Source organism: Blautia obeum ATCC 29174 (assembly GCF_025147765.1).
Lineage (GTDB): Bacteria > Bacillota > Clostridia > Lachnospirales > Lachnospiraceae > Blautia_A > Blautia_A obeum.
This window is the reverse complement of record NZ_CP102265.1, coordinates 2,406,514-2,419,800: the sequence shown is the minus strand read 5'-3', so window position 1 is coordinate 2,419,800 and position 13,287 is coordinate 2,406,514. Positions and strand designations below refer to the sequence as shown.

Below are 13,287 nucleotides of genomic sequence, written 5' to 3'. Positions count from 1 at the left end.
GGATTACCGATAGAAAAGCCGGGTATGTTACCATAGCGAAAAGGAGACAATTATGAAAAAAGAGGAGTTAAGGTATTTACAGAGACTTGCGGAACTCTATCCGACGATCGGAAAGGCTTCTACTGAGATCATTAATCTGCAGTCGATTCTGAACCTGCCAAAAGGGACAGAACATTTTATGTCGGATCTGCATGGAGAATATGAGGCTTTTTCGCATGTACTTCGCAATGGTTCTGGTGCTGTACGCAAAAAAATCGATGATGTGTTTGGCCATACACTGAGCAATAATGACAAGAGGGCGCTGGCTACACTGATTTATTATCCGAAAGAAAAAATACAGCTGGTCAAAAAGACAGAGGAAGATATGGAGAACTGGTACAAGATTACTTTGTACCGTTTGATCGAAGTCTGCAAGACTACAGCGTCCAAATATACAAGATCCAAGGTACGTAAGGCATTACCTCCGGATTATGCGTATGTTATTGAAGAATTGATCACAGAAAAGGCGGAAGTGCTCGACAAAGAAGCTTATTATGATTCTATTGTCAATACGATCATTGAAATTGGCCGTGCAGAGAATTTCATCATTGCACTTGCAGAACTGATACAGAGACTGGTTGTAGATCATCTGCATATTCTGGGTGATATTTTTGACAGAGGCCCGGGCCCGCATTTTATCATGGACCGTCTGATACAGTATCATTCTCTGGATATCCAGTGGGGAAATCATGATGTAGTATGGATGGGGGCAGCAGTTGGGCAGAGAGCCTGTATAGCAACGGTGCTTCGTAACAGTATCCGCTATGGAAATCTGGATATTCTGGAAGATGGATACGGAATTAATATGCTTCCGCTTGCGACATTTGCAATGGAAGTATATAAAGATGATCCGTGTACTGCTTTTGAAATGAAGGGAACATCTAATTATAATGCACTGGAAAAAGAACTTGGACAGAAGATGCATAAAGCAATTGCAATCATTCAGTTTAAGCTGGAGGGACAGCTGCTTCGAAGACATAAAGAATTTCATATGGAAGACAGATGTCTGCTGCACCGGATCAATCCGGAAAAAGGTACGGTTACACTGGCAGATGGAAAAGAATATCCAATGCTTGATACAGAATTTCCAACGATTGACTGGAAGCATCCGTATGAACTTACTCCGGGAGAACTGGATGTGATGGAACGTCTGGAAACTGCATTCCGAAACTGCGAAAAATTGCAGAATCATATGCGGTTGTTGCTGGACAAAGGTGGACTTTATAAGATATATAATGGAAATCTTCTGTTTCATGGATGTATTCCATTAAATGAAGACGGAAGTCTGAAGGAAATTCAGATTTACGGAAAAACTTATAAGGGACGTGAATTGTATGACGTTCTGGAGGCATATGTGCGGAGAGCATTTTATGCGGTTGATAGAGAAGAACAGCGTAAGGGCAGAGATATTTTGTGGTTTATCTGGGCAAGTCCGTCTTCGCCGTTATTTGGCAAGGATAAAATGACTACATTTGAACGATATTTTATTGCAGATAAGGAAACTCACAAAGAAACAAAAGGTGCGTATTATCATCTTCTTGAAAATGAAAAAGTAGTAGATGGAATGATACGGGAATTTGGATTGGATCCGGAAACCGGCCATATCATCAATGGACATGTTCCTGTGCATCAGGGGGATGGTGAGAGTCCGGTCAAATGCAATGGGAAAGTAATTGTTATTGATGGAGGATTCTGCAAAGCTTATCAGAAAGTAACAGGAATTGCCGGATATACGCTGATCTACAATTCTTATGGCCTGGTGCTGACGGCACATGAGCCTTTTACATCCAAGGAGCAGGCAATATCTAAAGAAAGTGATATTGTATCCAACAGAGTATCCGTACATTATACATCCAAACGTCGTTTAGTAGGGGATACAGACACTGGAAGAGCTCTGAAAGAACGTATCGGTGAACTGCGACAGTTGCTTGACGCATACAGAAAAGGTATTATTAAAGAGAAAAAATAAAGTACAAAAGCAATAACAGAGGTGAGCGAATGAGAAGAAAAAACAGACTGAAGGTACTGCTGGTGATTTTGGTCTCAATATTTATCATGTTCAGTGCAGCAGCACTTCTTCTGGCAGGATTTCAGAAAAGTGAGAGAGAGGCACAAAAGAAGAAAGAAGCAATGGCAGCGCTGGAAAGTCTGCCGACAGCAGCACCTACGGAAGTTCCTGTGACACCGTCTCCGAGTCCGACACCGAGGCCGACAGCGACACCAACGCCGATACCAAAAGAAAAAGTAAGTTTTAATCCGGATGATTTCTGGGATTACTGGTATAGCACAGATGGACTTGTGACAATTAATATATATAATATCAGTCAGGACAGTGTATCATTCAGCTTCAGCCAGACAGATGCAGGGCAGACACAGTCTGTTTCTGCTGATGTAACTGCGGAAGTGGCCGGAACTGCGGCAGCATTTTCCTTTACAGATACAGCGGGAAATGCAGCTTCAGGAAATCTGACATTTGACAATGGTCAATTATATCTGCGCGCGACGACAGCAGAACCAGTTTCTTCTGTATATCCAAATGTAAGTTGTATTATGAGCAGAACACAGGTACAGCTGCAACCGGATCCGACGGTTACACCAACGCCGGCCGAGCAGGCACAGAATACGGCTGAGACAGGAGAATATTTCTTCCCGGAGAGCAGTAATCGTTATCTGACAGATGAGGAGATTTCAGCATATAGTTCAGATCAGCTGGAACTTGCAAAGAATGAAATCTATGCACGCCATGGACGTCAGTTTGTAACAGATTATATTGCGGATTATTTTAACAGTAAATCCTGGTATCAGGGTACGATAGATCCGGACACTTTTGATGCCGAACAGAATTCTATTTTCAATGAATATGAGCTTGCAAATATTTCAAAGATTGCTGAGTGGGAAGAACAGAAAGCGAGTCAGGGAAACTGACTCGCTTTCTGCGTCATTTGATCGGTTCTTTGTTATCGGTTCTTCCAACCAGATAATCAATGGTGGTATCATAATAATCAGCGAGGCGGATCAGCATTTCAATTGGAATATTACGAGATCCTGTTTCATAATGAGAATAAGAACGCTGACTGATATGAAGAATTTCACCAATTTTCTTCTGAGAGAGATCGGAATCTATACGCAGATCCTGAATTCGTTGAAATTTCATTCTTATACCTCCTTCATTTTCTGTAATTATAAAACAGTCCGAAATGTGCTATTGCAATACGGAGCAAAATGGACTATAATAAAAATCATTTCTTTTTTTATTCCCATAATACAATTATAAATTAAAAAATATAGCAGTGCAGATCGAGGTGCATGTGCATACAGGAGGTTGTTATGTTTGCAAGTGTACTATCAGCAGCGATTTTAGGCATGGATGTTCATCCAATCCAGGTGGAGGCAGACGTCAGTGATGGTCTGCCGACATTTACGATGGTTGGATTTCCTTCGGCACAGGTAAAGGAAGCACAGGATCGTGTCAGAACGGCATTGAAGAATAACGGTATTGCACTTCCACCGAAGAGAATTACCGTGAATTTTGCTCCGGCTGATATCAAGAAAGAAGGAGCTGGATTTGATCTTCCGTTAGCAGCAGCTGTTTTGGCGGCGTCAGATATTCTGAAATCGGAACAGCTGGATCGGGTGATGATGGCCGGAGAAATAAGCCTTAATGGAGAAATTCATGCAATATCAGGGATTTTGCCTATAATCATCAGGGCGAGGGAGGAAAAGTGCCGGTTTTGTGTTGTTCCATATGAGAATCTCCGGGAAGCGACACTGATACCGGATATGAAGGTGATTGGAGTTCGCAATCTGCAGGAAATGATACGCTATGTGCAAAGTCCGGATTCTTATAGAAAAGAAGTGGGAAAAACAATAGAATCTCCGGGTAAAGAAAAACTGGATTTCAGTGATATTCGAGGACAGGAAAGTCTGAAACGAGCCGTGGAGATTGCAGTCAGCGGTTTTCACAATCTGCTTATGATCGGGCCTCCGGGGGCAGGAAAAACGATGGTTGCGAGAAGAATTCCGGGAATTATGCCGGCACTTACATTTGATGAAGGGCTGGAATTGACAAAAATCTACAGTATTGCCGGATTGCTCTCGAGAGGAGATCCTCTGATCAAAGAAAGACCTTTTCGCAGTCCGCATCATACATGTTCAGCACAGGCTCTGGCTGGTGGTGGCCGAAATCCCAGACCAGGGGAGATCACACTGGCACACAGAGGTGTATTGTTTCTGGATGAGATGCCAGAGTTTTCCAGAAGAAGCCTGGAGATTCTCAGACAGCCACTGGAGGACAAGGTGATACGTATCTCCAGAGTATATGGGACGTATGATTTTCCGGCAGATTTTATGTTGTGTGCGGCAATGAACCCATGTCCCTGTGGTCATTATCCGGATATGAACAGATGTCGGTGTACACCGGCACAGGTAATGCAGTATCTGGGAAGAATAAGTCAGCCGCTTCTGGACAGACTGGATCTTTGTGCTGAAGTGTCCCCGGTAGATTTTGAAGGACTGAGCAGTGGACGAAAAGGGGAGAGTACACAAACGATCAGAGAGCGGGTTATCTGCGCACAGGATATTCAGAGAGAACGATATAAAATAGAAGGAATTCAGTTTAACGGAGAATTAAGTGGTGCTCAGATTGAGAAATATTGCAAGATGGAAAAAGACGCCCGGCAGCTTTTGAAGATGGCATTTCAGAATATGCCGTTCAGTGCCCGTGCCTATCACAGGATTCTAAAGGTGGCACGGACAATTGCAGATATGGAAGCGACAGAAAGTATTCACAGACATCACATAGCAGAAGCGTTATCCTATCGGGCATTTGACAAAAAATACTGGAATTAATCAGGGTATAAAATCTGAAGAGGAGTGATAATTTATATGGAAGGAACTCTTAACATCAGAAAAAGTGACACGGAAATGTTTGTGCGTGAGATTTCGAAAGAAAGTCCGGAATATCCGCAGAAACTTCTGCATTATGAGGGAATGCCGGAGATTTTATATGTCAGGGGAACATTACCGGATCCACGACGACCGGCAGTTGCAATCGTCGGAGCCAGGGCAGCCAGTCCATACGGGCGTATGCAGGCGTTTCGTTATGCCAGGAGACTCAGTGAAGAAGGAGTGCAAATATTAAGTGGGATGGCATATGGGATTGATACTGAGGCACACAGAGGTGCACTGGAAGGAGAAGGAGGCACATGGGCGGTACTTGGAAATGGCGTTGATATCTGTTATCCTTCGGGTAACAGAGCACTTTATCAGCGAATTCTGCGAGAAAAATGTGGTATACTCAGTGAACAGCCGACGGGGACGCGGGCAAGAAATTATTTTTTTCCGGCAAGAAACAGAATTATCAGCGGACTGGCGGATCTTGTTGTGATTGTTGAAGCAAGAGAAAAAAGTGGTTCATTGATCACTGCACAGTGGGCACTTGATCAGGGAAAAAGTGTTTTTGCCATACCGGGACCGGTAACAGAGGAACTCAGTATGGGGTGTAATAAATTGATCTATGACGGGGCAGGTATCGCATATACACCGGAAATACTGCTTCGGGAACTCGGAATAGATTGTGAAAAAATTGTTAAAGTAAAGACAAAAAATGAGTTAGGACTTGCAACTGATTTAAAATTGGTGTATAGTTGTCTCGATTTGCAACCAAAATCTGTGGAATTTTTGATCCAGAAGACAGGACTTTCGCCGGAAAAAGTCGGCGGTCTTTTGTTGGAGTTGAAAATATCGGGGTTAGCCCGGGAAATAGGCAGGCATTATTATGTAAAGACAACATAAGACACGGATCAGCCTCCCGGGAAGTTTAAGAAGTGTTGCTGTAACGGAGTGAACAGTAACGGAGAAGTAGGAGAGATAGCATGGCGAAATATCTGGTGATAGTGGAATCACCTGCAAAAGTAAAAACCATTAAGAAATTTCTTGGGAGTAACTATGATGTACAGGCATCAAACGGACATGTGCGTGACTTCCCGAAGAGTCAGTTTGGTATTGATGTAGAGAATGATTTTGAACCAAAATATATTACGATCAGAGGAAAGGGAGAATTGCTTTCAAATCTTCGCAAAGCGGCCAAAAAAGCAGATAAGATATATCTTGCAACTGACCCTGACCGCGAGGGAGAGGCAATCTCCTGGCACCTGATGCAGGCGCTAAAAGAAGATCCGTCTAAGATGCGCAGAATTTCTTTTAACGAAATCACAAAGACTGCTGTAAAGAATTCCATCAAACAGCCGCGGGATCTGGATATGAACCTGGTAGATGCACAGCAGGCACGAAGAATGCTTGACCGTATGGTAGGATATACGATCAGTCCGCTCCTTTGGGTAAAAGTGAAAAGAGGCCTGAGTGCAGGACGAGTACAGTCTGTAGCACTGCGTATTATCTGTGACAGAGAAGATGAGATCAATTCTTTTATTCCGGAAGAATACTGGAGTCTTGAAGGTGAGTTTCGTGTAAAAGGAGAGAAGAAACCTCTTCAGGCAAAATTCTATGGCACGGATAAGAAACTTCCAATCCATAATAAGGCCGAGATGGATGAACTTCTTGGAAAACTGGAAAATGCAGAGTATGAAATTACAGAGGTAAAAAAAGGCGAACGTATCAAGAATGCACCCCTGCCGTTTACAACCAGTACTTTGCAGCAGGAGGCAGCCAAAACACTGAATTTTTCTACACAGAAAACAATGCGTCTTGCCCAGCAGTTATATGAAGGTATTGATATTAAGGGAAGCGGCACGGTTGGTCTGATCAGTTATCTGCGTACGGATTCCACTCGAATCTCACAGGAAGCAGATGAAGCAGCGCGAACCTATATTGGTGAACAGTATGGAGAAAACTATGTTTCTACAAGTGGAAAGATGGTAAAAAAAGACCAGAAGATTCAGGATGCGCATGAAGCAATCCGTCCGACTGATATTACCAGAACGCCAGTCATGGTCAAAGAATCTCTTTCCAGAGATCAGTTCCGTCTGTATCAGCTGATCTGGAAACGCTTTACAGCAAGCCGTATGTCTGCAGCAAAATATGAAACAACATCAGTAAAAATCAGTGCAGGAGAGTATACTTTTACGGTTGCTGCCTCCAAGATCATATTTGACGGATTTATGTCTGTGTATATGCAGGAAGAAGATAATCAAAAAGGCAATGTACTCAGTCAGAGTCTTGAGAAGGGAATGAAGCTGCAGCTTACTGAACTGAAACCGGAACAGCATTTCACACAGCCACCGGCACATTATACAGAAGCATCTCTTGTAAAGGCACTGGAAGAACAGGGAATTGGACGTCCGAGTACTTATGCTCCGACGATCACCACGATCATCAGCCGCCGTTATGTATCTAAAGAACAGAAAAACCTCTATGTGACGGAACTTGGAGAAGTTGTTAATAATATTATGAAACAGGCATTTCCAAGCATTGTAGATGTTCGTTTTACTGCAATGATGGAAGGCCTTTTGGACTGCGTTGAAGAGGGTACTGTGCAGTGGAAAACGGTTGTCAGAAACTTTTATCCGGATCTTAAGAGAGATGTGGATGCTGCTGAGAAAGAACTGGAAAAAGTTGAAATTCAGGATGAAGTTACAGATGAAATCTGTGATGTCTGTGGACGCAATATGGTCATCAAATACGGACCACATGGAAGATTCCTTGCATGTCCTGGATTTCCGGAATGCAGAAATACCAAACCGTATTATGAAAAAATCGGTGTGGCATGTCCGAAATGTGGAAAGGATGTTGTGTTGAAGAAAACCCAGAAGGGTCGTAAATATTATGGTTGTATCGACAACCCGGAATGTGATTTTATGTCATGGCAGAAGCCATCAGCAAAAAAATGCCCGGTTTGTGGAAGCTATATGGTCGAAAAAGGAAACAAGATTGTCTGCAGTGAGACAACTTGCGGTTATGTAGAGCAGAAGTCTAAAGAAGATTAAATATATAAATTTTCTGAAAATGCGGACAAAATCGAAAAAAATATAAAAATATCTTGTATTTTCGTTGCAAAACGTGTACTATTATACCATAAGATTGAAAACATCGAAAAAACAGGAGAAGGAGGCCGTAATGAGCGTTCAGTTGTTGGATAAAACCAGAAAAATCAATAAGCTTTTGCACAACAGCAGTTCCAGTAAAGTTGTATTTAATGATATCTGTCAGGTGCTGATGGACACATTAAGTTCCAATATCCTGGTACTGAGCAAAAAGGGTAAAGTACTTGGAATTAGTTTATGTCCGGGCGTTGAAGAAATTACCGAGCTGATTGAAGATAACGTAGGCGGACATGTAGATTCTCTGTTAAATGAGCGTTTCCTTGGCGTTTTGTCTACAAAGGAAAATGTGAATCTTCAGACACTTGGATTTGAACATGTAAACAGCAACTGTCAGGGTATTATCAATCCAATCGATATTGCCGGCGAAAGACTGGGGACTGTTTTTATGTATCGTAACGATAAGCCTTATGATATTGAAGACATTATCGTCAGTGAATATGGCACAACAGTGGTTGGTCTGGAAATGATGAGAGCGGTTCATGAAGAAAATGCAGAAGAGGACCGTAAACAACAAGTTGTAAAATCTGCATTCAATACACTGTCCTTCTCAGAACTAGAAGCGATCATTCATATATTTGATGAACTTGATGGAGAAGAGGGTATTCTGGTTGCAAGCAAGATTGCAGACCGTGTAGGAATCACCAGATCTGTTATTGTAAATGCACTTCGCAAATTTGAAAGTGCCGGGGTAATCGAATCTCGTTCATCAGGTATGAAGGGAACTTATATCAAAGTACTTAACGAAGTAATTTTTGATGAGCTTGAAGAAATTAAAGCTCAGCGAAGCAAAAAATCATAAGGACAGCAGAAGCTGTTTATAAAGAGAGGTCTTTTCCTATGAAGGAAAGGGCCTTTTCTTTTATAAAATACTTAAAAATCAGAAAATGAGAAAACAGGAGAAAATAAGAGAAAATAAAAGATAAATAAAAAAATAATACTAATTTACAGCTTTGAAAAGAGTTGCAGAAAATCATGATTTTAAATAATATAGGGACAGTGATTAGCACTCAAACGAAATGAGTGCTAGTAATTCGAAAAAGGCAACAATAAAGGAGGAAATAGATCATGAAATTAGTACCTTTAGGCGACAGAGTTGTATTAAAACAGTTAGAAGCAGAAGAAACAACAAAATCTGGTATCGTACTTCCGGGACAGGCACAGGAAAAACCGCAGCAGGCAGAAGTTATTGCAGTAGGTCCTGGCGGAGTTGTTGACGGTAAAGAAGTTAAGATGGAAGTTGCTACAGGTAATAAAGTTATTTATTCCAAATATGCAGGAACTGAAGTAAAACTTGACGGCGAAGAATATATCATCGTAAAACAGAGCGATATTCTCGCAATCGTTGAATAATCGTAACAGAATAAAAAACGTTACAGATCATTAAGCATTTCAGGAGGACAGTCATCATGGCAAAAGAAATTAAATTTGGTGCAGAAGCAAGAGCTGCACTTGAAACTGGTGTAAACAAACTTGCAGATACAGTAAGAGTAACAATCGGACCAAAAGGAAGAAACGTTGTACTTGACAAACAGTTTGGTGCTCCGCTTATCACAAACGACGGTGTTACTATTGCAAAAGAAATTGAATTGGAAGACAGATTCGAAAACATGGGTGCCCAGCTGATCAAAGAAGTTGCATCCAAGACAAATGATGTAGCTGGTGATGGTACTACTACAGCAACTGTTCTGGCACAGGCAATGGTTCATGAAGGAATGAAAAACCTGGCAGCAGGTGCAAACCCGATCATCCTGAGAAAAGGTATGAGAAAAGCTACAGATGCAGCTGTAGAGGCTATCAAAGAAATGAGCCAGAAAATCAGTGGCAAAGCACAGATCGCAAATGTTGCATCTATTTCTGCAAGTGATGAAGAAGTAGGTCAGCTGGTTGCTGATGCAATGGAAAAAGTTTCCAATGATGGTGTTATCACAGTAGAAGAATCCAAAACAATGCATACAGAACTTGATCTGGTAGAAGGTATGCAGTTTGACCGTGGATATATTTCTGCATATATGTCTACAGATATGGAAAAAATGGAAGCAAATCTTGAAGACCCATATATCCTGATCACAGACAAGAAGATCAGCAATATTCAGGAAGTTCTTCCGTTACTGGAGCAGGTTGTTCAGGCTGGAGCAAAACTTCTGATTATCGCAGAAGATGTAGAAGGTGAGGCACTGACAACTCTGATCGTAAATAAATTAAGAGGAACATTCCAGGTAGTTGCTGTTAAAGCTCCTGGATATGGAGACAGAAGAAAAGAAATGCTGCAGGATATCGCTATTCTGACAGGTGGACAGGTAATTTCCGAAGAACTTGGACTTGATCTTAAAGAAACTACAATGGCTCAGCTTGGACGTGCAAAATCTGTCAAAGTTGCAAAAGAGAATACAGTTATCGTAGATGGTCTGGGTGATAAGAAAGAAATTGCTGACCGTGTTGCTCAGATCCGTAAACAGATTGCAGAGACAAAATCTGAATTTGATAAAGAAAAATTACAGGAAAGACTTGCAAAACTGGCTGGCGGCGTAGCTGTTATCCGTGTTGGTGCTGCAACTGAAACTGAAATGAAAGAAGCAAAACTTCGTCTGGAAGATGCTCTTGCAGCTACAAGAGCAGCAGTAGAAGAAGGAATCATTGCAGGTGGCGGATCTGCATATATTCATGCATCCAAGAAGGTTGCAGAACTGGTTGCAACTCTGGAAGGTGATGAAAAGACAGGTGCAAACGTTATCCTCAAAGCTCTGGAAGCTCCGCTGTTCCATATTTCTGCAAACGCTGGTCTGGAAGGCTCTGTTATTATCAATAAAGTAAGAGAATCCGAGCCAGGTGTTGGATTTGATGCTCTGAACGAGAAATATGTAGACATGGTAGGTGCCGGAATCCTTGATCCGGTTAAAGTTACAAGAAGTGCTCTGCAGAATGCGACAAGTGTTGCTTCTACACTCCTGACTACAGAGTCTGTAGTTGCTACAATCAAAGAAGATGCTCCGGCTATGCCGGCAGGTGCTCCAGGAATGGGCGGCATGATGTAAAATAAATTTATGCGAATTAAGGGATTGGCGTCATAGACGCTGATCCCTTTTTGTGATAAAATTTAATAAATATTATATATATTAAGGAGAATGTACATATGAGCGATCTTTATTCAGAATTACTGGTTAAAAAAGAACCAACAGCAAAAGATTCCATAGTCAAATATGGAATGATCGTACTGACAGTCCTGGCAGTGGGTGCAGGCCTTTTTATCAGTCCGATCCTTCTTCTCGTTGCAGTTGCGTTAGGTGTTGCATCGTATTTTGTGATTCCGCGGACAGATCTGGAGTATGAGTACCTTTTTGTAAATGGAGAATTTGACATTGATATGGTCATGTCAAAATCCAAACGGAAAAAAGTTATGTCCATGAACTTGCGTGAGGCAGATTTGGTCGCGCCTCTTGATTCACACAGAATGGATTATTACAATGGTAACAGCCGATTGAAAACACTGGATTATTCTTCCGGAAATCAGCAGCACAGACGATTTGCCGTTATTATAAAAAGCGGTGGAGAAAACTGTAAGATTATTATTGAACCAGATGAACAGATGGCACAGGCTATCAAAAATTCAGCTCCAAGCAAAGTTTTTTTGGATTGACACTGTAAGTTATTTTTGTTACACTTTGAATCAAAATCAAACTAACATAAATACAAGGGAGGAAATGCAATGGGTACTATCATTGGTGAAGGCATTACATTTGATGACGTTCTGTTAGTTCCGGCATATTCAAAAGTAATTCCGAATCAGGTAGATGTTACAACGCACTTAACGAAAAAAATCAAGCTGAACATTCCTATGATGAGCGCAGGAATGGACACCGTTACTGAGCACAGAATGGCAATTGCCATGGCGAGACAGGGTGGTATTGGAATCATTCATAAAAATATGTCCATCGAAGCACAGGCTGAGGAAGTAGATAAGGTAAAACGTTCTGAGAACGGTGTTATTACAGATCCATTCTTTTTATCCGCAGACCATACACTGGAAGATGCCAATAATCTGATGGCAAAATTCCGTATCTCTGGTGTTCCAATTACAGAAGGTAAGAAACTTGTTGGCATCATTACCAACCGTGACCTGAAGTTTGAAACTGATTTTACAAAGAAGATCAGAGAATGCATGACTTCTGAGGGACTGATTACAGCCAAAGAAGGAATCACACTTGAAGAGGCAAAGAAGATTCTTGCCAAATCCCGAAAAGAGAAATTACCCATTGTAGATGATGATTTTAATTTAAAAGGTCTGATCACAATCAAAGATATTGAGAAACAGATCAAATATCCTCTGGCAGCCAAAGATGCACAGGGACGTCTTCTCTGTGGTGCTGCAGTAGGTATCACATCAAATGTTCTTGCACGTGTTGAAGCACTTGTAAAAGCAAACGTAGATGTTATTGTTATTGATTCAGCACATGGACATTCAGAGAACATTCTCCGTGCAGTACGTCAGATTAAAGACGCATATCCGGATCTGCAGGTTATCGCAGGTAACGTTGCAACAGGAGCTGCTACAAAGGCTCTGATCGATGCTGGTGTTGATGCAGTTAAGGTTGGTATCGGACCTGGATCTATCTGTACAACACGTGTTGTAGCTGGTATTGGTGTTCCACAGATCACTGCTGTTATGGATTGTTATGAAGTAGCAAACCGCTACGGAATTCCGATTATTGCAGATGGTGGTATCAAATATTCCGGAGATATTACCAAGGCCATTGCAGCCGGTGCAAATGTCTGCATGATGGGAAGCATCTTCGCCGGATGTGATGAAAGCCCGGGAACATTCGAACTGTATCAGGGACGTAAATACAAAGTATACCGTGGCATGGGATCCATTGCAGCTATGGAGAATGGAAGCAAAGACCGTTACTTCCAGCAGGATGCGAAGAAACTTGTTCCGGAAGGTGTTGAAGGACGTGTTGCATACAAAGGACATGTGGAAGACACTGTATTCCAGTTGATGGGCGGCCTTCGTTCCGGTATGGGATATTGTGGCGCAGAAACAATTGAGAAGCTTAAGACAACAGGACGATTTATTAAGATTTCTGCTGCTTCTCTGAAAGAGTCTCATCCGCATGATATCCATATCACAAAAGAAGCACCGAACTATAGCGTAGACGAATAAAGTAACTGAATAAAAAATATTTAGCTGATG

General features: G+C 41.8%; 11 protein-coding genes. 10 read left to right on the top strand and 1 reads right to left on the bottom strand.

Annotation, left to right across the window (positions count from 1 at the left end; translation table 11 throughout):
• Positions 1 to 52: 52 nt before the first annotated feature.
• Together NQ503_RS11735 and NQ503_RS11730 are read left to right on the top strand one after the other, a co-directional pair.
• Positions 53 to 2,008 carry a fructose-bisphosphatase class III gene (locus NQ503_RS11735; RefSeq protein WP_005427268.1) on the top strand — a complete coding sequence of 652 codons (1,956 nt, stop codon included), beginning with the start codon at positions 53 to 55 and terminating at the stop codon, positions 2,006 to 2,008.
• Between the two features lie 29 nt (positions 2,009 to 2,037).
• Positions 2,038 to 2,964: a YARHG domain-containing protein gene (locus NQ503_RS11730; protein WP_005427269.1), complete on the top strand. Its 927-nt coding sequence runs from the start codon at positions 2,038 to 2,040 to the stop codon at positions 2,962 to 2,964.
• Positions 2,965 to 2,977: 13 nt separating this feature from the next.
• Here the strand turns inward: NQ503_RS11730 and NQ503_RS11725 are convergent, their stop codons facing one another.
• Entirely contained in the window at positions 2,978 to 3,193 is a 216-nt protein-coding gene (locus NQ503_RS11725; RefSeq protein ID WP_005427270.1) for a helix-turn-helix domain-containing protein, read from the bottom strand.
• Between the two features lie 173 nt (positions 3,194 to 3,366).
• Between NQ503_RS11725 and NQ503_RS11720 the strand changes: the two genes are divergently transcribed.
• The 8 genes from NQ503_RS11720 to guaB all read left to right on the top strand — a co-directional run bounded on the left by NQ503_RS11720 (position 3,367) and on the right by guaB (position 13,257).
• On the top strand, positions 3,367 to 4,887 hold the full coding sequence (locus NQ503_RS11720; protein ID WP_044926094.1) for a YifB family Mg chelatase-like AAA ATPase: 1,521 nt from the start codon (positions 3,367 to 3,369) through the stop codon (positions 4,885 to 4,887).
• Positions 4,888 to 4,923: 36 nt separating this feature from the next.
• Positions 4,924 to 5,832: a DNA-processing protein DprA gene (gene dprA / locus NQ503_RS11715; RefSeq protein ID WP_005427272.1), complete on the top strand. Its 909-nt coding sequence runs from the start codon at positions 4,924 to 4,926 to the stop codon at positions 5,830 to 5,832.
• A gap of 80 nt (positions 5,833 to 5,912) precedes the next feature.
• Positions 5,913 to 7,982, top strand: coding sequence for a type I DNA topoisomerase (topA, locus tag NQ503_RS11710; protein ID WP_005427273.1), 2,070 nt, complete (start codon positions 5,913 to 5,915; stop codon positions 7,980 to 7,982).
• Positions 7,983 to 8,112: 130 nt separating this feature from the next.
• Positions 8,113 to 8,898, top strand: coding sequence for a GTP-sensing pleiotropic transcriptional regulator CodY (gene codY, locus NQ503_RS11705; RefSeq protein WP_005427274.1), 786 nt, complete (start codon positions 8,113 to 8,115; stop codon positions 8,896 to 8,898).
• A 266-nt stretch (positions 8,899 to 9,164) separates the two neighbouring features.
• A complete protein-coding gene (gene groES / locus NQ503_RS11700; protein WP_005427275.1) occupies positions 9,165 to 9,449 on the top strand; it encodes a co-chaperone GroES in 285 nt (94 codons plus the stop codon).
• 56 nt (positions 9,450 to 9,505) lie between these two features.
• The gene (gene groL, locus NQ503_RS11695; RefSeq protein WP_005427276.1) at positions 9,506 to 11,131 is read left to right on the top strand and encodes a chaperonin GroEL; all 1,626 of its coding nucleotides are present in this window, start codon (positions 9,506 to 9,508) and stop codon (positions 11,129 to 11,131) included.
• 98 nt (positions 11,132 to 11,229) lie between these two features.
• A complete protein-coding gene (locus NQ503_RS11690) occupies positions 11,230 to 11,733 on the top strand; it encodes a DUF6106 family protein (RefSeq protein ID WP_005427277.1) in 504 nt (167 codons plus the stop codon).
• A 69-nt stretch (positions 11,734 to 11,802) separates the two neighbouring features.
• Entirely contained in the window at positions 11,803 to 13,257 is a 1,455-nt protein-coding gene (gene guaB / locus NQ503_RS11685) for an IMP dehydrogenase (protein ID WP_005427278.1), read from the top strand.
• The last annotated feature ends 30 nt before the right edge of the window (positions 13,258 to 13,287 follow it).